This window comes from Enterobacter hormaechei ATCC 49162, assembly GCF_001875655.1.
Classification (GTDB): Bacteria; Pseudomonadota; Gammaproteobacteria; order Enterobacterales; family Enterobacteriaceae; genus Enterobacter; species Enterobacter hormaechei.
The window spans coordinates 94,606-117,801 of the sequence record NZ_MKEQ01000002.1; the positions used below are offsets into that span (position 1 = coordinate 94,606).

A 23,196-nucleotide genomic window follows, 5' to 3' on the forward strand; every position below is an offset into this window, starting at 1 on the left:
AACCGCTGGCTTGTTAACGGGATAAAGATTCAACTTCAATTAATGCGAGGTCTTTTTTACGCAGAACCAGATTAACGCGTCGGGTTTCGATATGAATAGGATCGCCCAACGGCGCAACGCGCACCACCTGGAATGATGAGCCGGGTAGCATACCCAGGGACAGCAGCTTCTGCCGGTAGGCCGGGCTTATCTCACGGGTAAAACCGATAATTTTCCACGCACTGTCTGGAGTGAATTGCATAGCGCCTGATTCCACGAGAGGTTAAATAATCTACACTGCGATGATAATGAGAATAGTTTTTATCAGCAATAATAAAAATGTGACGGGATGTTGTTAATCGTATTAATTTGCGGTCTGCTTGACCTTGCTCAATATTTGCGAAATTGAGGTGAAAATAAAAAGAAGGGCATTTGTTAATGAGGTGATAAATAGCGGTTTAAATATGGATATGCAATCGGTTTCATATTTTACGATATTATTTTTCCCCTCACCCCGGCCCTCTCCCCAAAGGGGCGAGGGTGTTCAAGTTCCCTCTCCCCTTTGGGGAGAGGGTTAGGGTGAGGGGCATTTACAGCATTAGCGTTTCTTGCCCATCGCCGCTGCCAGCGCATCCATCATTGCGCTGTTGCCCGCAGGCTGTGCGTCACGTCCGCGTGGCTTCGCGGCTTTCGCTGCCGGACGCTGCTGTTCACGGCCACCGCCATTACCGCCACGGCGCGCGTTAGTGTCGCCCGGCTGCTCGTCCAGACGCATGGTCAGGGCGATACGCTTGCGCTGGAGATCCACTTCCAGCACTTTCACCTTCACGATGTCGCCCGCTTTGACCACGGTGTGCGGATCTTCAACGAACTTGTCGGCGAGGGAAGAGATATGCACCAGACCATCCTGATGCACGCCGATATCCACAAACGCGCCAAAGTTGGTGACGTTGGTTACCGCCCCTTCCAGCACCATGCCCGGTAACAGGTCGTTCATGGTTTCCACGCCGTCAGCAAAGGTTGCGGTTTTAAACTCAGGACGCGGATCGCGGCCCGGTTTTTCCAGCTCTTTGATGATGTCAGTGACCGTCGGCACGCCGAACTGTTCGTCGGTGAAATCCACCGCTTTCAGGTTACGCAGCGCGCTGCTGTCGCCCATCAGATCTTTCAGCGCCTGCCGGGTAGCGGCCAGAATACGCTCAACCACCGGGTACGCTTCCGGGTGAACGGTAGAGGCATCCAGCGGGTTATCGCCGTGGTTGATGCGCAGGAAGCCCGCGCACTGCTCAAACGCTTTCGGCCCCAGACGGTTTACCTTCAGCAACTGCTGGCGGTTCTGGAACTGACCGTTCTCATCACGCCAGGCAACGATATTCTGCGCCATCATACGGGTCAGGCCCGCCACGCGGGTCAGCAGGGGAACGGAAGCGGTGTTCAGGTCCACGCCGACGGCGTTAACGCAGTCTTCCACTACTGCATCCAGCTTGCGCGCCAGCTGCGTCTGACTCACGTCGTGCTGATACTGGCCCACGCCGATGGATTTCGGGTCGATCTTCACCAGCTCCGCCAGCGGATCCTGTAAACGACGGGCAATAGAGACCGCACCGCGCAGGGAAACGTCCAGATCCGGGAACTCCTGCGCCGCCAGTTCCGAGGCGGAATAAACCGATGCCCCCGCCTCGCTGACGATCACCTTCTGCGCCGTCACTTTCGGGAACTGCTTCTGCACGTCCAGGTAGAAACGCTCGGTTTCGCGGGATGCCGTACCGTTACCGATGGCAACCAGCTCAACGTTGTACTTCTCGCACAGCGCGGCGACGATGACAGCCGCTTTCGCTGCCTGACCGGTGTGCGGGTATATGGTGTCGGTGGCAACCAGCTTGCCGGTGCCGTCAACCACGGCCACCTTCACGCCGGTACGCAGACCCGGATCGAGACCCATGGTGGCGCGCAGGCCAGCTGGCGCAGCCATCAGCAGGTCGTGCAGGTTTCGGGCGAAGACGTTGATCGCTTCGTCTTCGGCGCGCTCGCGCACGGTGCCCATCAGTTCGGTTTCGAGGTGCATCAGCACCTTGATGCGCCAGGTCCAGCTCACCACGCCTTTGCGCCAGCTGTCCGCCGGGGCGTTGTTCAGGCGCAGACCGAGGTGATCGATAATGATCTGCTCGCAGTGGCTCTCTTTTGGCGGCTCATCAAACTGCGGATCGGCATTCAGGGAGAGTTGCAGCACGCCTTCGTTACGGCCACGGAACATCGCCAGCGCGCGGTGAGACGGTGCGGTAGAAATGGGTTCGTGGTGATCGAAGTAGTCGCGGAATTTCGCGCCTTCGTCCTCTTTGCCGGACACCACGGTGGAGACGATATGCGCATTCTTCCACAGGTAATCACGCACTTTGGCCAGCAGCGCCGCGTCTTCAGCGAAGCGCTCCATCAGAATGTAGCGCGCGCCGTCCAGCGCGGCTTTGGTGTCCGCTACGCCTTTGTCGGCGTCGATAAACCTGGCGGCTTCGGTTTCCGGGTCGTGAGACGGCTCGTTCCACAGCAGGTCAGCCAGCGGCTCAAGGCCGGCTTCGATAGCAATCTGCCCGCGCGTTCGGCGCTTCGGCTTGTACGGCAGATAGAGGTCTTCGAGTTCGGTTTTACTCAGGGTACCGTTAATGGCGCTTTCCAGCTCGCTGGTCAGCTTGCCCTGCTCGCCGATAGATTTGAGGATCGCCTGACGTCGGTCTTCCAGCTCGCGCAGATAGCCCAGTCGGGTCTCCAGGTTACGCAGCTGCGTGTCATCCAGACCGCCGGTGACTTCCTTACGATAACGTGCAATAAACGGCACGGTGTTCCCTTCATCAAGCAGGCGAACGGCAGCTTCTACCTGTTCGGCTCTGGCCTGAAGTTCACCCGCAATAATGCGGCAGAGCGACTCTTTCATCATGGTCAGTTCATCTTGTGGATCGAAAATCAGGGGGATAGTTATACGGGCTGACACCAAAAAATGCCAGCCGGGGAGGGCGCTCTCGGACTATTTAACATACTCGATTTCGTTGACGTACCAGCTTGCTTCACCGGCAGGCGTCTGAACGACGGCCAGGTCACCCACCTCTTTTTTCAGCAGGGCGCGGGCCATGGGTGAGTCGATAGAAATGTAATCCTTACGACCGAAAATTTCATCGTAGCCGACGATGCGAAAACGCAGGGTTTGGCCGTCGTCGTTTTCGATCTCCACCCAGGCGCCGAAGAAGACTTTACCTTCCTGCTGCGGGGAGTAATCGACAATTTTGAGATTCTCGAGGCACTTGGTCAGGTAACGTACCCGGCGATCGATCTCGCGCAGCCGCTTTTTATTGTACTGGTAGTCCGCATTCTCGCTGCGGTCGCCCAGGCTTGCTGCCCAGGTGACTTTTTTGGTCACTTCCGGACGCTCCTCGCGCCACAGGTAATCCATCTCTTTTTTGAGTTTCTCGTACCCTTCACGGGTGATCAGGGGCGTTTTCATGGTGCAGCCTTCAATGCCGATTAACTGTCTTTGCGCACAATACGTAGCGCACAGTGTAACAGACAAGATTAATAATGATTTATGTGATGAAATGAACAGATAAGCTGCTGTTAAATATGCTTTGTAACAATTTCGTCTAGAATTTATACCAGAATTTGCTGGTCGAACACGTGCACTTTTTTAGAATACGCTGTTCCAGGCCTATCCGAACCTTTGGGAGTACACACAATGCAAGAGAACTACAAAATTCTGGTCGTAGATGACGACATGCGCCTGCGTGCGCTGCTGGAACGTTATCTGACCGAGCAGGGCTTCCAGGTTCGTAGCGTCGCGAACGCGGAACAGATGGATCGCCTGCTGACGCGTGAATCCTTCCACCTGATGGTGTTAGACCTGATGCTGCCTGGCGAAGACGGGCTTTCCATCTGCCGACGTCTGCGCAGCCAGAGCAACCCGATGCCGATCATCATGGTAACGGCGAAGGGTGAAGAAGTTGACCGCATTGTCGGCCTTGAGATCGGCGCTGATGACTACATTCCAAAGCCGTTTAACCCGCGTGAACTGCTGGCGCGTATTCGCGCCGTGCTGCGTCGTCAGGCGAACGAGCTGCCGGGCGCGCCGTCTCAGGAAGAGGCCGTCATTGCATTCGGTAAGTTCAAGCTGAACCTCGGCACCCGTGAGATGTTCCGTGAAGATGAGCCAATGCCGCTCACCAGCGGTGAGTTCGCGGTGCTCAAAGCGCTGGTCAGCCACCCGCGTGAGCCGCTCTCCCGTGACAAGCTGATGAACCTGGCCCGTGGTCGTGAATATTCCGCGATGGAGCGTTCTATCGACGTGCAGATCTCTCGTCTGCGCCGCATGGTGGAAGAAGATCCGGCGCATCCTCGCTATATTCAGACCGTGTGGGGTCTGGGCTACGTGTTTGTCCCGGACGGCTCTAAAGCATGAGGCGAATGCGCTTCTCGCCGCGAAGTTCGTTTGCCCGCACGCTGTTACTGATCGTCACCCTGCTGTTCGTCAGCCTGGTGACGACCTACCTGGTGGTGCTGAACTTTGCGATCCTGCCGAGCCTTCAGCAGTTTAATAAGGTACTGGCATACGAAGTGCGTATGCTGATGACCGACAAACTGCAACTGGAGGACGGCACGCAGTTGGTTGTTCCCCCGGCGTTCCGTCGGGAAATCTACCGTGAGCTGGGCATTTCTCTTTATTCGAACGAAGCGGCGGAAGATGCTGGCCTGCGCTGGGCGCAGCACTACGAATTCCTCAGCCAGCAGATGGCGCAGCAGCTTGGTGGCCCGACGGAAGTGCGCGTTGAGGTCAATAAAAGCTCACCGGTTGTCTGGCTGAAAACCTGGCTGTCACCCAACATCTGGGTGCGTGTTCCCCTCACCGAGATCCATCAGGGCGACTTCTCGCCGCTGTTCCGTTACACCCTGGCGATCATGCTGCTGGCCATCGGCGGCGCGTGGCTGTTTATTCGTATTCAGAACCGACCGCTGGTTGACCTGGAGCATGCGGCATTGCAGGTCGGTAAAGGGATTATCCCCCCGCCGCTGCGCGAGTATGGCGCGTCGGAAGTACGCTCGGTAACGCGTGCGTTTAACCACATGGCGGCAGGCGTTAAACAGCTGGCGGATGACCGTACGTTACTCATGGCGGGCGTCAGTCACGATTTACGCACGCCGCTGACGCGTATCCGGCTGGCGACAGAGATGATGGGCGAGCAGGATGGTTATCTTGCAGAGTCCATCAACAAGGATATCGAAGAGTGTAACGCCATCATCGAGCAGTTTATTGACTACCTGCGCACCGGGCAGGAGATGCCGATGGAGATGGCGGATCTGAACGCGGTTCTGGGCGAAGTGGTCGCCGCCGAAAGTGGCTACGAACGTGAAATTGCGACCGACCTTCAGGCGGGCGAGATTCAGGTACGTATGCACCCACTTTCGATTAAACGCGCGGTGGCGAACATGGTGGTCAACGCGGCGCGCTACGGCAACGGCTGGATCAAAGTCAGCAGCGGTACGGAACTCAACCGCGCCTGGTTCCAGGTGGAAGACGATGGCCCGGGCATCAAGCCAGAGCAGCGTAAGCACCTGTTCCAGCCGTTTGTGCGCGGCGACAGCGCGCGCAGCACCAGCGGAACCGGCTTAGGCCTGGCGATTGTGCAGCGTATTGTGGATAACCATAACGGACTGCTGGAAATTGGCACCAGCGAGCGGGGTGGTTTGAGCATTCGTGCGTGGTTACCGGTGCCGGTTTTGCGGGGGCAGGTGAAAGAGAGTTAATTTCCCCTCACCCTAACCCTCTCCCCAAAGGGGAGAGGGGACTTTTACACCCTTTCCCCTTTGGGGAGAGGGCCGGGGTGAGGGGTTAATTACAGCTTCGGTCCCGCACTCACCAGCGCAGCACCCGCCGGGGTATCGGTATACTTCTCGAAGTTTTCGATAAACAGCTTCGCCAGCGATTCTGCCTTCTCACGCCACTGTTCCGGTGAACCGTAGGTGTTACGCGGATCCAGGATACGCGTATCCACGCCCGGCAGCTCTGTTGGGATCGCCAGATCGAACATCGGCAGCGTGAAGGTTTCGGCGTTATCCAGTGAACCATCCAGAATCGCGTCGATGATGGAGCGCGTGTCTTTGATGGAGATACGTTTGCCCGTACCGTTCCAGCCAGTGTTTACCAGGTATGCCTGTGCGCCGGATGCCTGCATGCGTTTCACCAGCACTTCCGCGTACTGCGTCGGGTGTAGCGACAGGAACGCCGCGCCGAAACAGGCGGAGAAGGTTGGCGTTGGCTCGGTCACACCGCGCTCGGTACCCGCCAGTTTAGCGGTAAAGCCGGAGAGGAAGTGATACTGCGTCTGGCTGGCGGTCAGGCGGGAAACCGGTGGCAGCACGCCGAACGCATCCGCCGTCAGGAAAATCACCTTCGTGGCATGCCCCGCCTTCGACACCGGCTTCACGATGTTCTCGATGTGGTAGATCGGGTAAGAGACGCGGGTGTTTTCCGTTTTCGACGCATCGTCGAAGTCGATAGAACCATCGGCACGCACGGTGACGTTTTCCAGCAGCGCATCGCGGCGAATCGCGTGGAAGATATCCGGTTCTGCCTCTTCAGACAGGCGAATGGTCTTCGCGTAGCAGCCGCCTTCAAAGTTGAACACGCCGTCATCATCCCAGCCGTGTTCATCGTCGCCAATCAGACGACGTTTTGGATCGGTGGACAGCGTAGTTTTACCGGTGCCGGAAAGACCGAAGAATACTGCTACATCGCCTTTTTCCCCGACGTTCGCCGAGCAGTGCATGGAGGCGATTCCGCGCAGCGGCAGCAGGTAGTTCATGACCGAGAACATCCCTTTCTTCATTTCGCCGCCGTACCAGGTCCCGCCGATCAGCTGGATACGCTCGGTCAGGTTGAAGGCGATAAAGTTTTCGGAGTTCAGACCCTGCTCTTTCCACTGCGGGTTGGTGCATTTCGCGCCGTTCATCACGATAAAGTCTGGAGTGAAGTCTTGCAGCTCTTCATCGGTCGGACGAATGAACATGTTCTTCACGAAATGCGCCTGCCAGGCCACTTCAGTGATAAACCGTACGGAAAGACGGGTGTCGGCGTTAGCGCCGCAGAACGCATCGATAATAAACAGACGCTTGCCGGAAAGCTGATGGGTGACAAGTCCTTTCAGATGCTGCCAGGTTTCCGGGGAGAGCGGTTTGTTATCGTTCTTCCCTTTGCCCTTATCAGCCCACCACAGCGTATCGCGGGTGGTATCGTCTCGGACGATATACTTATCTTTCGGCGAACGACCGGTAAAAATACCCGTATCGACGGCGATAGCACCAAGGTTCGTCAACACACCTCGCTCGTATCCTTCCAGTGCTGGATTGAGCTCTTCCTGATACAGCGTATCGTAATCGGGGTTGTAGACCACTTCCTGGACGTCGTGAATACCATAAGCCTTGAGATCTTGCGGGGTTAAACCATTAACACGCATATCACTGCTCCTTAGCCAATATGTACTGCCTGAAATTGTAGGGTTTTTCTGGGGATGTTAACCGCGACGGGGCTCATAGATTTACGTATCTGGTCAAAACCCTTACTAACGGAAAACGCTGCGACTCCAGTCACAGGGCGGGCAGATTATCGCAGGAATCGCTTTTTGGTTGGGGAAAATGTTCTTAAAAGGTTAAAGGTTGGTGATTTTATCGGAAGGAATGTGAATGTAATCGCATACATGTAAGAAAATTACGTAAGGGTTACATAGGGAAAACGATTCAGCTTGGGTGGGATATTTGCCCCTCACCCTAACCCTCTCCCCAAAGGGGAGAGGGAATTCAAACACCCTCTCCCCTTTGGGGAGAGGGCAGGGTGAGGGGAAATAGGTTTAATGAACCTGCGGATCCGCCGGGGAGGCGTTATTGCGGATCTCCGCGATATCCATCGAATTGAACACGTAGTGCGTACCGCAGTAATCACAGTGCATATCGATTTCACCGTCTTCCGCCATGATGCTGTCGATCTCTTCATCCGGCAGTGTTTTCAGGGCGCCCGCGCAACGCTCGCGAGAGCAGGTGCACTTAAATTCCACCGCCTGCGGATCGTAAACCGTCACCTCTTCTTCGTGATACAGACGCCACAGCACGTCGGTCGCCGACAGGGTGAACAGCTCTTCCGCTTTGATGGTTTCCGTCAGCGTTGCCAGATGCTCAAAATCATTGGTCTGTGCATCCTGTGCAGGCAGAACCTGGAGCAGCATACCACCGGCAGCAGGCTGGCCATCCACTTCACCGGTGCGGATGAACAGGCGGGTTGGCAGCTGTTCGGAACGCATGAAGTAATCTTCCAGGCAGGCGGCAAGCGTATCGCCCTCCAGACCGACAACGCCCTGATAACGCTCACCCTCTTCAGGCGAGATCGTGATAACCAGGTAGCCGTTACCGACCAGCGTTTTCAGATCGGCATTTTCAGGGATATCGCCCTGAACGCGCGCCACGCCGCGCATCTGCTGCTGATTATTGCCGTTGATCACCGCCAGCGACATCGGGCCATCGCCCTGCAACTGTACGGTAATATCCCCTGCGAATTTCAGCGTGGCGGTCAGCAGGCTGGTGGCAACCAGCAGTTCGCCCAACAGGGTTTTCACCGGCAGCGGGTAGTTGTGGTTTTCCAGGATCTGTTTCCAGGTTTCGGATACGGTGACCAGCTCGCCGCGCACGGCGAATTGTTCAAACAGATAGCGGTGTAATTGGTCGTGTTGGGCCATTTTCATCTCTCGTGCAGGTGAGAATTACTCGTTCTCACCGTGTTTAAATTTCATCAGATCGCGGCGCTCTTTTTTGTCCGGTCGCCGGTCCGGGTGAGGCATTGTGAGCGCATTCATTTTGCGCGCCAGCGCGGTTTTCTCGCGCTTCTCTATGCTTTCGGCCGTCTCTTCATATAGCAAAACGGCTTCGGTTGCGGGCCGCCGCTGTTCGGTAATGGCTTTCACCACCACCGTTTTCTCATCGTTGCCCTGGCGAAGCGTTAACGTGGCATTCAGTTCAACCAGCTTGCTCGGTTTGCTGCGCTGACCGTTGTAATGCACCTTTCCGCCATCAACCATTTCACGGGCAAGGGCGCGCGTTTTGTAAAAACGGGCGGCCCACAGCCATTTATCCAGTCTTACCCCATCAGAGGGTTTTTCTTTCATGGCGTCTCCTTCACGGTGAGTGAGGGGATCATCCGGCGATAGTCGTTCAGCCCCGGATGTCGAAGATAGCTTTTTTCAGCCAGGCCGGAATCAGGATTGGTCACGCCCAGACAATAGCGAATGCCAAAAGCGGCCGCAGAATCCAGAATCGGCTCGCTATCGTCTATGAAAAGCGTCCGTTCCGGCTGTAAACCGGTCTCTTCCACCACGGCATGCCACAACCGCTGATCTTCTTTCGGATAACCAAATGTGTGGGTGGAAAGCAATAAATCAAGGTGTGAAGCAAGACCGGTATGTTCCAGCTTCACGGCCAGGTTATGGGGATGCGCATTCGTCAGCAAAATGCGGCGCTTACCGCAGGCTTTTAGCGCGTCCAGGAACGGAACCGTATCGTCGCGCAGTACGGCGCGTGCGCCCTGGGCGGTGGTCATGGCACAAATATCCAAACCGAGTCGCTCGCTCCAGTAATCAAGACAGTACCAGTTTAGCGTATGCTGCACCGCGCTATATTGCGAACGAATGAATTCCTGCGCTTCCGCCGGGGAGATCCCCTGCTGTTCACCGTATGTTTCCGGGACCAGCTTTTGCCAGAAATAGTTATCAAAGGCGAGATCAAGCAGCGTGCCGTCCATATCAAGCAGGACGGTATCAACCGCTTGCCAGTCGATATCAAGATGCATAAGGGGGAACTCCAGCCAGAAGAAACGTGCGCGACAGGGTAGCACAACTTGTCGCGCAGGGACGTTATCCGATCAGGCTCTCGGAAGAGGAGATCAGTTTCGGGTTAAGGCAATTTTCGTAGTAGGCCTGGATTTCTGCCAGCCGCGTGCGGGAACGCTGATAGCGGCGTACGGCCTGATAACCATTCCAGACAATGCACGCCAGCATCGCAATCAGCAGCAGGGATGTCCCTACATAGCGCCACAGGCCAGCGCTATCCGGCATACGGTGCAGGCCGATATGACGCGTGCCGTTGGCGTCGGTAAAGAGGGTGGTGACGATCCCTTCCGCGCTGAATGGCGTCTGCATCAGCATCTGCGCCAGACGCTGGAATTCGCTCCACTGCTCCTGGGCAGGATAGTCATACAGCGAAACCTGCGGATAGGGTTGATCCACCAGGTCGCTGCCTTCATCGCTGGCAATCACAAATCCGCCTGGCGCCGGGCTGTTAAGCGCCTGAGCCGCACGGGTGGTTTCACGCATCACGAAGGGGGCGGTAGAGGTTGCCACCAGGTTATCCAGCGACTCGGCGCTGACCGGACGCAGAAGCACGTTCACCCCGTCCAGGCGTCCCGCTTCGGCGCGTTTCACCAGCGCGTCCCAGTCTTTGCTGTTACCGAGGTTGACCAGCGCGTTCTTCAGCCGGATACAGTCATCCTGAGCTGAGCAGAGATCCTCTGTTTTCAGGACGATTTCGCCAAAGTCATCCAGCAGCACCATGCCCGACTTCTGAATAGCAGAACGCAGGGCAGGGCTGACGCGAGAATCATCATCCGGTTTCGGATGGAGCTGGCGATTAATCGTCTGGGTAAGCGCGGTGGCCTTATTGACCACATCCGATTCCGGCAGCGGCAGCGGAGAGGCGTCATTCCAGATGATCTGAGAGCAGTCGAACGGCGAGAACGGTGAGTTCTGGCGCGTGTTCCAGGCGCCCGGCGTGTGGATATTACACATCCCGGTACCTTTCAGACGCAACGTATCCCCCACGCGTACCCCCGCTTCTTCAAGCTGCTGCACGCTGGTGGCTTCCACGGTTTGCGCCCCTTTGATCCACGACAGGGTAAATTTAATCGGCATATCCAGCGGCACGAAAAGCAGCAGCATGACGAAGATTAACGCGGCGCCACCGGCAATCACCGCGCTGCGGAGCCAGTGCTGAAGCGGGAAGTTTTTCACTTCGTCGTGCAGGGATAAGTAACGTCCCTGGCGTACAACGTGGCGGTCGAGATAAATATCAATATCCGTTTTGTGGCCCAGGTCCTGCGCAATCCACGGCTGCCAGTGGCGCGGATAGATGAGATCGATGATCCCGAGCGAGATATTGTTGATATGTTCCTGATCGTTCTCGCCAAACAGTCCCCAGCGTTTTGGGGTTCCGCGTAGGCAGTGAATTTCGCGTAATGACGTTTTTGCTGGCGGGGCAAATATGCCCCACAGTCCGGCGGCCAGAAGCAGCACTGCGCCACCCGCGAGCCACGGAACAAACACGTCCGGCGTCAGCAGGCAGATGAAAAAGAGCAGGAACGAGACGACAATCAGCACCGCTTCGCGAATGCCGTCCGGGCGGCTAAGAACGTACTCCTCATGCGTCTCCTGGCGGATGTTCAGCAGTTCAATCTGCTCAGTCTCTTCACCGCGAATAGAGGCCTGCGTTCCGCTCGCGCGTTCCAGCGCAAAGCGCGGCGCTTCCTGAACATATTCGCTCAGGGTATGACCATTCAGGGAAATAACCAGCGGCAACGTATCGGTATGGATAAGCTCAACGCTGTTTTCATCGTTGATATACTGCTCCCAGAAGGGGGGCAGGTGGACTTCAACGGAATCGAGATAGTAGCGCCACTTATTGGGATCGTCGGTGGTGATGCCGTAGCGGGTAATAGAGCGCGTCACGCACAGAACGGTGTCGCTTTGGGCGTTCAGATTGAGCGATACGGGGGCGGCGCTGGCGCCGGTAGGGCCAGGCGAAAGCCGGGATCGGTTCAGCGTGTCGAGATACTGCTCAACGGTACAGCGTTCCTCTGGCGAAAGCTTGCGCGTGTTTGCCCCGGCAAACGCGTTTAAAAAGGGCAGCCGATAACGGCGATGTACGCGGCGCCTGAATACCCACACCGCAATCGACGCGCAGGCCAGCACAGCAGCGAGAAAAATCAAAATGGTGCTCATGCTTTCCCCATCTTACTTATCTTCTTACAGGTGTTGTCAGTCGCACCTTTTGTACAATGAATGAGATTCTGTGGTCGGCTATCGGCAAGTATGGAGTCTAACTTGAGCATGTTGACGCGCATCCCAGTGACCGGTAATGATAACAAAGCCTGTTCCGGCGCGATATCAGCAAATTCCTGGAAACATTTCAACCTCTTGACATTTGTTTTGAAATGAGAATCACGTACAGTTACGTTGCATAAATGTAAATAAAGAGCAATTGACATTGCCGAAACCGTGCGGCGTATCGCACAATAAAGCCAGTTCACCCAGCAAAGACCCGTCAAGATGACCAAACCCTTACAAAAGCCCACCATTCTGAATGTTGAAACCGTCGCGAAATCGCGTCTGTTTAATGTCGAAAGCGTGGATCTGGAGTTCAGCAACGGTGTGCGTCGTGTTTATGAACGTATGCGCCCCTCCTCACGTGAAGCGGTGATGATCGTGCCCATCGTCGATGAGCACCTGATCCTCATCCGTGAATACGCCGTGGGCACCGAATCCTACGAGCTGGGCTTCTCCAAAGGACTGATCGATCCGGGCGAAACGGTGTTTGAAGCGGCAAACCGCGAGCTGAAAGAAGAGGTGGGGTTTGGCGCGAAAGAGCTGACGTTCCTGAAAAAACTGAGCATGGCGCCGTCCTATTTCTCCAGCAAAATGAACATTGTAGTTGCGGAAGATCTCTATCCTGAATCGCTGGAAGGAGACGAGCCGGAACCGCTGCCGCAGGTTCGCTGGCCGCTGGCTCATCTGATGGATTTGCTGGAAGATCCTGACTTTAACGAGGCGCGCAACGTGAGCGCACTGTTCCTGGTGCGGGAATGGCTGAAGGGGCAGGGGCGTTTGTAGCGCCACCATTAAAAACGGCAACCGAAGGTCGCCGTTTTGCATTGACGTTGTAGCCGGGTCAGGCGTAGTCGCCACCCGGCTTTTTTGTTGGCGTCAGAACAGCTCGTGCGTCTCGCCGTTATCGATGATCTCTGTACCCACCTCGTGCACTGCCTGCGTGGTTGGCTGAGTGCCCTCAATGAAATACTCTGCACGGCTGTTACCGCCATTCGCGAGCTGTCCGGTGCTGCGGTCGATATTTACCGTCACCACGCCCGGCGGTGGCGTTAGCGGCTGCTCTGGTACGCCCTCGAGAACGGCTTTCATGTATGCATCCCAGGCAGGTTGCGCACTCTTCGCGCCGCCTTCGTAACCGGAAATCTGATCTTTAATCGCGCCAGAGGCGGTAGTGCGTCCCAGATCGCGGCGGTGATCGTCAAAACCAATCCAGACAGAGGTGACAACGCCCGGGCCATAACCTGAGAACCAGGCATCTTTCGAACTGTTGGTTGTCCCGGTTTTGCCGCCGATGTCGTGGCGCTGCAAATCGCGGCCCGCTCGCCAGCCGGTGCCTTGCCAGCCCGGTTCGCCAAAGATGTTGGTGTTCAGTGCGCTCTTAATCAGGAACGACAGCGGCGTGCTGATTACGTGCGGGGCATACTCCTGCGCGCCACTCTGGGCGACCAGCGCCTGATTGGCCTGTTCCAGCTGAGGCTGCGGCACCGCCAGATTCTGACGTTCCTGCGAGATCGCCACATCTTCCATATCCTTGTTTTCCAGGACATTGGATTTTGGCGTGTCGCCGTAAATCACCGGAATATCGCATTCAGGGCAGGCAATTTTCGGTTTCGCTTCAAACAGCACGCCGCCCTGATCGTTCTCGATTTTGCTGATGAAATACGGATCGACCAGGAAGCCGCCGTTTGCCATCACCGAGTATCCACGTGCGACCTGGAGTGGCGTAAAGGACGCGGAGCCGAGCGCCAGAGATTCGGTATGAACGATGTTTTGCGCCGGGAAGCCGAAGCGTTGCAGATACTCTGCCGCATAATCAACGCCCATCGCACGCATCGCGCGAACCATAACCACGTTCTTTGACTGGCCAAGCCCCTGACGAAGACGGATAGGGCCAGCGTATTGCGCCGGAGAGTTCTTCGGCTGCCAGTCAGAACCCGCACCGGCATCCCAGCGGGAGATTGGCACGTCGTTGAGAATGCTGGCGAGCGTCAGACCCTTATCCATCGCCGCGGTATACAGGAACGGTTTGATGTTCGAACCGACCTGACGCAGCGCCTGGGTCGCGCGGTTAAACTTGCTCTGGTTGAAATCGAACCCGCCAACCAGCGCCATCACGGCACCGTTTTGCGGATTGATAGAGACCAGAGCCGAGTTGACGTCCGGCACCTGCGCCAGCCACCAGGCATCACCGACCTGACGCACCCAGATTTGTTGTCCGGTTTGTACCACATCGGTCACTTTGCGCGGCGTAGGCCCCTGAAGGGTGTCAGAACGGTACGGACGCGCCCAGCGGACACCTTCCATGCGCAGCGATACGGATGTGCCATCGGCCATCATCGCCACCGCTTCCTGTGGATCGGCCTGGGTGACTACCGCTGGACGCAGCGGGCCATAGGTCGGCAGCGCTTTCAGGGAATCAGTGATTTTTTTGCTGTCCCAGGCGCCTTCGCCCACTTTCCACAGCACGTTGGACGGGCCGCGATAGCCGTGACGCATATCGTAATCCATCACGTTATTACGCACCGCCTGCTGGGCAGCCTGCTGCACCTTGCGGGTCACGGTGGTATAGACGCGATAGCCATCTTCATACGCTTTATCACCGTAGCGACTCACCATCTCCTGGCGAACCATTTCAGTGAGATACGGTGCAGAGAAGGCAATTTCCGGCGCATGGTAATTGGCGTCAATAACGTCGCTGCGCGCCTTATCGTACTCAGCCTGGCTGATGTAGCCTTCGCTCAACATACGCGACAGCACCACGTTACGGCGCGCGGTGGCGCGGTCCAGCGAGTAGAGCGGGTTAAACGTGGATGGCGCTTTTGGCAGACCGGCAATGGTCGCCATTTCGCTCAGCGTGAGCTGATCGATCGGCTTACCAAAGTAGACCTGAGCCGCTGCCCCAACGCCATAGGCGCGGTAGCCCAGATAGATCTTGTTGAGGTAAAGCTCCAGGATCTCGTCTTTGCTCAGCAGTTGCTCAATGCGGATCGCGAGGAACACCTCTTTGATCTTACGCATCAACGTCTTTTCCGGGCTGAGGAAGAAGTTACGCGCCAGCTGCTGGGTAATGGTACTTGCCCCCTGAGAGGCATGACCGGAGAACAGCGCCACGCTTGCCGCACGGAAAATACCGACCGGATCGACACCGTGGTGCTCGTAAAAACGGCTGTCCTCGGTGGCGATAAACGCCTTCACCATCACGGGTGGAATTTGATTTAAGGTCAGAGGGATACGACGTTTCTCGCCGTATTGCGCCATCAGTTCACCATCGGCGCTATAGACCTGCATAGGGATCTGAAGCCGCACATCACGAAGCGTGGCGACGTCAGGGAGTTGCGGCTCGACATATTTGTACAAACCAATAATCGAGCCTGCTCCCAGCAGAATGCAACAGACTGCAAGGATCAATAAATACTTTACGAACTTCACCGGAGATTTCCCATTTGGTTTAGCCTGGGCAGTTTCTAAACAATCGCGCGGTAGTATAAAGGCAAGCCTGATTCATTGATATAGCCGTCACTCTGACGGGCAATAAGGAGATCGTGAAGCATGGCTTTTAAAACGTGGCAAACAGGCGTTCATATTCAACAGGATAAGGTAGTTGCTGTCGCGCTGACCCGAGAGCGGGCGGGCTGGCGTTTACGGCGCTGGTGGGCGGTGCCGCTGTCAGACGCCATTATCAGGGAGGGAAAAATAGTTAACCCAGAACAACTGGTTAATGCCTTACGCGGCTGGCGGAAAACGTTGCCGCACTCGCATCGGGTATTTCTCTCATTTCCGTCAACGCGTGTTCTGCAACGCGCGTTGCCTCGTCCATCCGTTACCTTGCGTGACAGCGAACAGCTCACCTGGGTAGGCGCCACATTAGCGCGTGAGCTGGAGATGCCTGCCGATACGCTCTGCTTTGACTACGCGCAGGATACGTTCAGCAACACATTTCAGGTTACCGCAGCGCAGAACAGAGAGGTTGATACCCTGCTGTCGCTGGCGAAAGCGCTGCATTTGCGCCTGGCCGCAATCGCCCCGGATGCCGGTGCGCTGGCGAATCTTCTCTCTGCTGTTGCCCCCACCCGGTGCGTGGCCTGGAGAGATGAACATCAGTGGCTATGGGCGATGCGCCATCAGTGGGGGCGGCGTGACACCACGGAAGCGGCGAACGTGAATGCGCTGGCGGCGCTGCTTGCGCTTTCGCCTTCTGATATCGCCGTGTTTGATGCTGCTCGCGACCCGTGGGAAGTGGTGAAATTGTGTCAGCCGCCGCTGCCAGAATGCGGTGCTGATTACACCGTCGCCCTGGCGCTGGCCATGAGCGAGGTGCCGTAATGAGCATGCCCAATCTTTTACCCTGGCGTCGGCAACAACGTATTCAGCACCTGCGTTTCTGGGGCTTGCTGTTTGCCGCCTCATTGCTGGTGATGCTGGCGGGAGGCGTCAGTCTGCGGGTGACAAAGACGCTCGCGTTACAGTCGCTGCAAAGCGAACTGGCGGGAATGCGTGCGGTGCAGAAGGTATTGAAAGCGCGTCAGCCGCAATCTGCGGGGCTGAAAACCCCTTCGCTGCCCTCTGATCCGGCATGGCAACCCGCGCTGGAATCCCTTGCAGACGCAATGCCCCGGCAGGCCTGGCTGACGGCGCTGCGCTATCAGCCTCCCTCGCTGATCCTGACCGGCTATACCACCTCACTGCCAGCGCTCTCCGCCATGACCGATGCCCTGAAAAGGGTAACGGGGTTTACCCCCGGACCGGCAGGCGAACTGCAACAGGATAGCCAGGGGCGATGGATGTTCTCTTTTCAGCTGCATAGCCGGAGGTAGCCAGTGGACATCTGGTATCAACGCTGGAGTGATGCACGTCCTTCCCGGCGCGTCCTTTGTTGGTTTATCGCGTCGGGGTTCGTTGCGTTTGTGATTTGGGGGCTGCTGCTCAGACCCGCTGCTCTGCGCTACGCCGATATTCAGGCGCAGACTATCAGTGCGAAGCGAATCAACGCCTCGCTGTGGCCACAGGCCAGACGGCGACCGGTGATGACGCAAGTGAAACCCTCGCAACCGGCGCAGCCCTTTTCTCCGCTGGCCTTTCAGCGTGAGGAGGCAAGGCTGGTGCACTGGAAACCGCAGCAGAATGGCGGAGAGCTGGCGCTGGATGCCTCATGGGGCGCGGTTCCGGCGCTCTTTTCCCGGCTGGCGCTTGAGAACATGCGGGTAAGCGCGTTTGACATCACACCGCAGGGCAAACGGCTACGCCTCAGCCTGCAACTGGAGATCGGTCATGCGCAGTAAAGCCCGGTTGCTGATCCTGCTTTCTCCGCTTTTCCTGACCGGGATGCGGGATCCCTTCTCTGTGCCGGAAGAGCGTTGCGCAGCAGGGCAACTCAGCCAGTGGCGATATCAGGGAGTAGTCAGTGGCAGCATGGATATCGGCCTTATGCAGGACGGGCAGAAACGCTGGCACCGGGTAAAAACGCAGATGCGGTTAACGCCTGGCTGGCGGGTGAGTGCGATAGATAAACAACAACTGACCGTTGATGTCGGCGAGATGTGCGAGCCGAAGCAATGGACATGGCAACGAGAAGGAACGAAAAAAAGTGAAGATAAGGATAGGGCTGTTACTGGCGGTACTCAGCCAGCCCCTGTGGGCCGCGACGCCAAAACCGGTCACCCTGCTGGTGGATGACGTCCCGGTGGTACAGGTCTTACAGGCGCTGGTCGCGCAGGAGGATCGCAATCTGGTGGTGTCGCCAGATGTCAGCGGTTCCCTTTCGCTGAATTTAACACGAGTGCCCTGGAGGCAGGCGCTTCAGACGGTAGTGAACAGCGCCGGGCTGGTATTGCGGGAAGAGGGCGGCATTTTTTATGTGCATACGGCGGCCTGGCTACGGGAACAGCAGGCGCGTAAAGCGCAGGAGCAGGCCCAGCGTCTGCTCGACGCCCCGCTGCACTCCCACAGCATTCCGTTTGCTTATGCAGATGCGGCCGAATTGCAAAAAGCGGCGGAAAAGCTCTTGAGTCCGAAAGGCAGTCTCTCCGTCGACAAGCGCACCAACCGTCTTCTGGTCAGGGATAACCAGACGGTGGTGGCGATGCTCCAGCGCTGGGCAGCGCAGATGGATCTGCCCATCGAGCAGGTGGAACTGGCGGCGCAGATTGTGACAATCAGTGAAAAAAGCCTGCGTGAACTGGGGGTGAAATGGAACCTCGCTGACGCAACAAAGGCCGGTAAGGTGGGGCAGGTCTCGACGCTTGGCGCGGACCTGTCGGTGGCCAGTGCGACCACCCACGTAGGGTTCAACATCGGGCGCATCAACGGCAGGATGCTGGATCTTGAGTTGTCGGCGCTTGAGCAAAAGCAGCAGGTGGATATCATCGCCAGCCCGCGGCTGCTGGCGTCGCACATGCAGCCTGCCAGCATCAAGCAGGGCAGCGAAATTCCGTATCAGGTTTCCAGCGGCGAGAGTGGGGCTACATCCGTTGAATTTAAAGAGGCGGTATTAGGCATGGAGGTGACGCCGGTGGTCCTGCCGGGCGGCCGCGTGCGTCTGAAACTGCATATCAGTGAAAATATGCCCGGTCAGGTGCTGCAACAGGCTGATGGTGAAACGCTGGCGATTGATAAGCAGGAGATCGAAACGCAGGTCGAGGTAAAAAGTGGGGAAACGCTCCCCCTGGGCGGGATCTTTTCGCAAAAGAATAAAACCGGACGCGACAGCGTACCTGTGCTGGGCAACATCCCGTGGCTGGGGCAGTTGTTCCGCCATGACGGAAAAGATAACGAACGGCGCGAGTTAGTGGTGTTTATCACGCCACGTCTGGTCAGTATTCATTAATGGGTAACGATCCCCGCAATGATTTTGCATTCAGTTTGTTGCAGATGTTTGACGTGGGGCATGAATTAGCATACAAGGAGTACCGATTTGAGTTGGACTTACGTCTTATTTCCTTATGCGCCGGGAACGGTGATTTAATCAGTTGCCAAACAAGCCGGAGTATTGAGATAATTTTTCGTCTGACTCTCGCTCTATTGCAAATGAGGTTTCAGTTCATGTCCTGCTACGCCGGGTGTCTGCGCAGCGGGGATTACCATTAACGAATAGTCTTAGTAGTACCGAAAAAATGGCAGAGAAACGCAATATCTTTCTGGTTGGGCCTATGGGTGCCGGCAAAAGCACTATTGGGCGTCAGTTAGCTCAACAACTCAATATGGAATTTTACGATTCTGATCAAGAGATTGAGAAACGAACCGGAGCGGATGTGGGCTGGGTCTTCGACGTAGAAGGCGAAGAAGGTTTCCGTGACCGAGAAGAAAAAGTGATCAACGAACTCACGGAAAAACAGGGCATTGTGCTGGCAACAGGCGGCGGCTCTGTAAAATCTCGCGAAACCCGCAACCGTCTCTCCGCCCGTGGCGTAGTGGTCTATCTTGAGACGACCATCGAAAAACAGCTGGCACGCACGCAGCGTGATAAAAAGCGCCCGTTGTTGCAGGTTGAAACACCGCCACGTGAAGTTCTGGAAGCTTTGGCCGATGAACGCAATCCTCTGTACGAAGAGATTGCTGATGTGACCATTCGTACTGACGATCAAAGCGCTAAAGTGGTTGCAAACCAGATTATTCATATGCTGGAAAGCAACTGATTCTGGCTTTATATACACTCGCCTGCGGGTAAAAGCATTTAAGGTGGATGTCGCGTCATGGAGAGGATTACAGTTACTCTCGGGGAACGTAGTTACCCTATCACCATCGCGGCTGGTTTGTTTAACGACCCAGCTTCCTTCTTACCACTGAAAGCGGGTGATCAGGCGATGCTGGTCACCAACGAGACGCTGGCTCCGCTTTATCTCGATCGTGTACGCCACCTGCTTGAGCAGGCGGGCGTGAAGGTCGACAGTGTGATTCTGCCCGATGGCGAGCAGTACAAAAGCCTGACGGTACTGGATACCGTCTTTACCGCACTTCTGCAAAAACCGCACGGTCGTGATACAACACTGCTTGCCTTGGGCGGCGGCGTTGTGGGCGATCTGACCGGTTTTGCAGCCGCCAGCTACCAGCGCGGCGTGCGCTTTATTCAAATTCCAACCACGTTGCTGTCACAGGTCGATTCTTCTGTAGGCGGTAAAACGGCGGTTAACCACCCGCTCGGCAAAAACATGATTGGCGCGTTCTACCAGCCTGCCTCGGTGGTGGTGGATCTCGACTGTCTGAAAACCTTGCCAGCACGCGAACTGGCGTCCGGCCTTGCAGAAGTGATCAAATACGGCATTATTCTTGACGGTGAGTTCTTCACCTGGCTGGAAGAGAATATGGATGCGCTGCTGCGCCTCGACGGGCAGGCAATGGCCTACTGTATTCGCCGTTGTTGTGAGCTGAAAGCAGAAGTCGTTGCCGCAGATGAGCGTGAAACCGGCTTACGTGCTTTACTGAATCTGGGGCATACGTTTGGTCACGCAATCGAAGCCGAAATGGGCTACGGTAACTGGCTGCACGGTGAGGCTGTCGCTGCCGGGATGGTTATGGCTGCACGTGCCTCTGAACGTCTGGGGCAGTTCAGGCCGGAAGAGACCGCACGTATCATCGCGTTGCTTAAACGTGCTGGCTTGCCGGTGAGTGGGCCGCAGGAAATGTCTGCGCAGGCGTACCTTCCCCACATGATGCGCGATAAAAAAGTATTGGCAGGTGAGATGCGTCTGGTACTCCCACTTGCAATAGGGAAAAGTGAAGTGCGCGGCGGAGTGCCGCACGAAGTCGTACTTGGCGCTATTGCTGATTGTCAGCAGGCGTAACAACTAGAAAGGTCAGACCGCTGTAACAGGTGGTCGTTTTAGCTTCAGGTAAATGCAGAGTCGTTGGCATAAGCCTTTGAGTGGGGTGTTAAATGGATGAATTCAAACCAGAAGACGAGCTGAAACCCGATCCCAGCGATCGTCGTACTGGTCGTTCTCGTCAATCTTCAGAACGTGATAACGAGCCGCAGATCAACTTTGACGATGTCGATCTGGATGCAGACGATCGTCGTCCTTCGCGTAGCCGTAATGTGCGAAATGAGCGTGAAGACGAGGAGTATGAATCCGAAGAAGAGTTAATGGATGAACAGCCTGTTGAACGTCGTCCGCGCAAGCGTAAAAAAGCGGTAGCGGCAAAACCGGCCTCTCGTCAGTACATCATGATGGGCCTTGGCGTTCTGGTTCTGGTCTTGCTGATTGTCGGCATTGGTTCCGCGCTAAAAGCACCTTCTACCAATTCTACCGAGCAGACGGCGTCTGCCGAGAAGAGCATCGACCTGTCTGGTAACGATGCGAGCAACCAGGCGAATGGCGCTCAGCCTGCGCCGGGTACCACCTCCGCGGAACAGACCGCCGGTAACACCAGTGCAGGCCAGGATATCTCTCTGCCGCCCGTCTCTGCGACCCCAACTCAGGGCCAGGCACCTGTTACGCCTGAAGGCCAGCAGCGTGTTGAAGTTCAGGGCGATTTGAATAACGCGCTGATGCAGCCGCAGAATCAGGAGCAGGTTAACGCTGCCGTGGTGAACTCCACGCTGCCAACTGAACCTGCCACCGTTGCGCCAGTTCATGGCAGCAATGCCCAGCAGCAAACGGCGGCAACGGAAACCAAACCGCGCCAGACGCAGACTGCGCCGCGTCAGGAGCGTAAACAGGCTGTGATTGAGCCGAAGCGTGAGACGAAACCACAGACCGTGGCAAAAGCGCCAGAAACGAAAGCGCCAGCGCAGACAAAACCTGCGGTGAGCCAGCCGGTTAAAGCGCCAACGCCTGCGGCAACCACTGCGCCGAAAGCAACGGCGACCACGACCGCGCCTGCGGCAACAACGCCTGCGGCTCCCGCTGCCAAAACGGGCGCTGCATCAGGTAAAACGACGGGCAACGTGGGTTCTTTGCAGTCGGCCTCTTCCAGCAACTACACCCTTCAGCTGAGCAGTTCGTCTAACTATGACAACCTCAACGCCTGGGCGAAGAAATCGAATCTGAAAAACTACGTGGTTTATCAGACGACCCGTAACGGTCAACCGTGGTATGTGCTGGTGAGTGGTATCTATGCTTCCAAAGATGAAGCAAAACGTGCCGTTTCCACGCTGCCAGCCGATGTGCAGGCGAAAAACCCGTGGGCGAAGCCGATTCATCAGGTGCAGGCCGATCTGAAGTAATGTTTAAAGCGCAGGATGCTGTCGGAGCTTTCTCCACAGCCGGAGAAGGTGTAATCAGTTAGTCAGCATGAAAAAAAATCGCGCTTTTCTGAAATGGGCAGGGGGGAAATACCCCCTGCTCGATGATATTAAAAAGCACCTGCCGAAAGGCGAGTGTCTTATCGAGCCCTTCGTGGGTGCTGGATCGGTGTTCCTGAATACCGATTTTTCTCGTTATATCCTGGCGGATATCAACAGCGACCTCATCAGCCTCTATAACATCGTCAAACTGCGTACCGATGAGTATGTGGAAGAGGCGCGGAAGCTGTTTACGCCAGAGAACAACAACCCGGACGTCTACTATCAGTTCCGCGCTGAGTTTAATCAGAGCCAGGATCCGTTCCGCCGCGCGCTGTTGTTTCTTTATCTCAACCGCCATGGCTACAACGGCCTGTGCCGGTATAATCTGCGTGGCGAGTTTAACGTGCCGTTTGGCCGCTATAAGCGTCCCTATTTCCCGCTGGACGAGCTGTATCACTTTGCTGAAAAAGCGCAGAATGCCGAGTTCTACTGCCTCTCCTATGAAGAGTGCATGGAGCTGGCGGGCGTAAATTCGGTGGTCTACTGTGACCCGCCTTATGCGCCGCTGTCTGCCACGGCAAATTTCACCGCCTACCACACCAACAGCTTCAGCCCGGCCGAGCAGGCGCGTCTGGCGGAGATGGCGGAAAAGCTGGTCAGCAAAAGAATTCCGGTGTTAATTTCGAATCACGACACGCCTGATACGCGCGAATGGTACAAAGCCGCGAAGCATTTTCAGGTAAAAGTGCGGCGTAGCATTAGCAGCAACGGCGGCACACGTAAAAAGGTGGACGAACTTCTGGCGCTTTATCGACCCTGAGCCTT

At 56.3% G+C, this 23,196-nt stretch carries 21 protein-coding genes; 12 read left to right on the plus strand and 9 right to left on the minus strand.

Annotated features, from left to right (window positions below; genetic code table 11):
* Positions 1-13: 13 nt before the first annotated feature.
* The 3 genes from feoA to greB all read right to left on the minus strand — a co-directional run bounded on the left by feoA (position 14) and on the right by greB (position 3,469).
* Positions 14-241: a ferrous iron transporter A gene (feoA, locus tag BH712_RS19400; protein ID WP_006812243.1), complete on the minus strand. Its 228-nt coding sequence runs from the start codon at positions 239-241 to the stop codon at positions 14-16.
* Between the two features lie 336 nt (positions 242-577).
* Positions 578-2,908 carry a Tex family protein gene (locus BH712_RS19405; protein ID WP_032674149.1) on the minus strand — a complete coding sequence of 777 codons (2,331 nt, stop codon included), beginning with the start codon at positions 2,906-2,908 and terminating at the stop codon, positions 578-580.
* A gap of 87 nt (positions 2,909-2,995) precedes the next feature.
* A complete protein-coding gene (gene greB / locus BH712_RS19410; RefSeq protein ID WP_000856689.1) occupies positions 2,996-3,469 on the minus strand; it encodes a transcription elongation factor GreB in 474 nt (157 codons plus the stop codon).
* 228 nt (positions 3,470-3,697) lie between these two features.
* On the opposite strand from greB, the gene ompR reads away from it, so the two are divergent.
* Both ompR and envZ read left to right on the plus strand, forming a co-directional pair.
* On the plus strand, positions 3,698-4,417 hold the full coding sequence (ompR, locus tag BH712_RS19415; protein WP_001157751.1) for an osmolarity response regulator transcription factor OmpR: 720 nt from the start codon (positions 3,698-3,700) through the stop codon (positions 4,415-4,417).
* Positions 4,414-5,760, plus strand: a complete 1,347-nt coding sequence (gene envZ, locus BH712_RS19420; RefSeq protein WP_003861615.1) for a two-component system sensor histidine kinase EnvZ — start codon at positions 4,414-4,416, stop codon at positions 5,758-5,760. Before ompR ends, envZ begins: the two co-directional genes overlap by 4 nt.
* Positions 5,761-5,849: 89 nt before the next feature.
* On the opposite strand, the gene pckA is transcribed toward envZ, so the two are convergent.
* The 5 genes from pckA to BH712_RS19445 form a co-directional block, all read right to left on the minus strand.
* Entirely contained in the window at positions 5,850-7,469 is a 1,620-nt protein-coding gene (gene pckA / locus BH712_RS19425; RefSeq protein ID WP_006812240.1) for a phosphoenolpyruvate carboxykinase (ATP), read from the minus strand.
* A gap of 390 nt (positions 7,470-7,859) precedes the next feature.
* Positions 7,860-8,744: an Hsp33 family molecular chaperone HslO gene (gene hslO / locus BH712_RS19430; RefSeq protein ID WP_006812239.1), complete on the minus strand. Its 885-nt coding sequence runs from the start codon at positions 8,742-8,744 to the stop codon at positions 7,860-7,862.
* Positions 8,745-8,762: 18 nt separating this feature from the next.
* Positions 8,763-9,164 carry a ribosome-associated heat shock protein Hsp15 gene (gene hslR, locus BH712_RS19435; protein WP_006812238.1) on the minus strand — a complete coding sequence of 134 codons (402 nt, stop codon included), beginning with the start codon at positions 9,162-9,164 and terminating at the stop codon, positions 8,763-8,765.
* The gene (gene yrfG / locus BH712_RS19440; RefSeq protein WP_006812237.1) at positions 9,161-9,844 is read right to left on the minus strand and encodes a GMP/IMP nucleotidase; all 684 of its coding nucleotides are present in this window, start codon (positions 9,842-9,844) and stop codon (positions 9,161-9,163) included. Before yrfG ends, hslR begins: the two co-directional genes overlap by 4 nt.
* Positions 9,845-9,908: 64 nt before the next feature.
* Positions 9,909-12,047, minus strand: a complete 2,139-nt coding sequence (locus BH712_RS19445) for an intracellular growth attenuator family protein (RefSeq protein WP_006812236.1) — start codon at positions 12,045-12,047, stop codon at positions 9,909-9,911.
* A gap of 327 nt (positions 12,048-12,374) precedes the next feature.
* Between BH712_RS19445 and nudE the strand changes: the two genes are divergently transcribed.
* Positions 12,375-12,935, plus strand: coding sequence for an ADP compounds hydrolase NudE (gene nudE, locus BH712_RS19455; RefSeq protein ID WP_003861622.1), 561 nt, complete (start codon positions 12,375-12,377; stop codon positions 12,933-12,935).
* A gap of 93 nt (positions 12,936-13,028) precedes the next feature.
* On the opposite strand, the gene mrcA is transcribed toward nudE, so the two are convergent.
* The gene (gene mrcA, locus BH712_RS19460) at positions 13,029-15,581 is read right to left on the minus strand and encodes a peptidoglycan glycosyltransferase/peptidoglycan DD-transpeptidase MrcA (protein WP_006812234.1); all 2,553 of its coding nucleotides are present in this window, start codon (positions 15,579-15,581) and stop codon (positions 13,029-13,031) included.
* Positions 15,582-15,701: 120 nt separating this feature from the next.
* Between mrcA and BH712_RS19465 the strand changes: the two genes are divergently transcribed.
* The 9 genes from BH712_RS19465 (at position 15,702) to dam (ending at position 23,191) form a co-directional block, all read left to right on the plus strand.
* Positions 15,702-16,475 carry a type IV pilus biogenesis protein PilM gene (locus tag BH712_RS19465; RefSeq protein WP_006812233.1) on the plus strand — a complete coding sequence of 258 codons (774 nt, stop codon included), beginning with the start codon at positions 15,702-15,704 and terminating at the stop codon, positions 16,473-16,475.
* Positions 16,475-16,966 (plus strand): PilN domain-containing protein, encoded by a 492-nt coding sequence (locus BH712_RS19470; RefSeq protein WP_006812232.1) that lies wholly within the window; start codon positions 16,475-16,477, stop codon positions 16,964-16,966. The genes BH712_RS19465 and BH712_RS19470 overlap by 1 nt, the downstream gene beginning before the upstream one ends.
* A gap of 3 nt (positions 16,967-16,969) precedes the next feature.
* Positions 16,970-17,431 carry a HofO family protein gene (locus BH712_RS19475; RefSeq protein ID WP_006812231.1) on the plus strand — a complete coding sequence of 154 codons (462 nt, stop codon included), beginning with the start codon at positions 16,970-16,972 and terminating at the stop codon, positions 17,429-17,431.
* The gene (locus tag BH712_RS19480; RefSeq protein ID WP_006812230.1) at positions 17,421-17,825 is read left to right on the plus strand and encodes a HofP DNA utilization family protein; all 405 of its coding nucleotides are present in this window, start codon (positions 17,421-17,423) and stop codon (positions 17,823-17,825) included. Before BH712_RS19475 ends, BH712_RS19480 begins: the two co-directional genes overlap by 11 nt.
* The gene (gene hofQ / locus BH712_RS19485) at positions 17,737-18,975 is read left to right on the plus strand and encodes a DNA uptake porin HofQ (RefSeq protein ID WP_006812229.1); all 1,239 of its coding nucleotides are present in this window, start codon (positions 17,737-17,739) and stop codon (positions 18,973-18,975) included. The genes BH712_RS19480 and hofQ overlap by 89 nt, the downstream gene beginning before the upstream one ends.
* Positions 18,976-19,261: 286 nt before the next feature.
* The gene (gene aroK / locus BH712_RS19495; RefSeq protein WP_003861630.1) at positions 19,262-19,783 is read left to right on the plus strand and encodes a shikimate kinase AroK; all 522 of its coding nucleotides are present in this window, start codon (positions 19,262-19,264) and stop codon (positions 19,781-19,783) included.
* A 57-nt stretch (positions 19,784-19,840) separates the two neighbouring features.
* Positions 19,841-20,929 (plus strand): 3-dehydroquinate synthase, encoded by a 1,089-nt coding sequence (gene aroB / locus BH712_RS19500; RefSeq protein ID WP_003861631.1) that lies wholly within the window; start codon positions 19,841-19,843, stop codon positions 20,927-20,929.
* Between the two features lie 92 nt (positions 20,930-21,021).
* The gene (damX, locus tag BH712_RS19505) at positions 21,022-22,311 is read left to right on the plus strand and encodes a cell division protein DamX (protein WP_006812228.1); all 1,290 of its coding nucleotides are present in this window, start codon (positions 21,022-21,024) and stop codon (positions 22,309-22,311) included.
* A 67-nt stretch (positions 22,312-22,378) separates the two neighbouring features.
* On the plus strand, positions 22,379-23,191 hold the full coding sequence (dam, locus tag BH712_RS19510; RefSeq protein ID WP_006812227.1) for an adenine-specific DNA-methyltransferase: 813 nt from the start codon (positions 22,379-22,381) through the stop codon (positions 23,189-23,191).
* Positions 23,192-23,196: the final 5 nt, after the last annotated feature.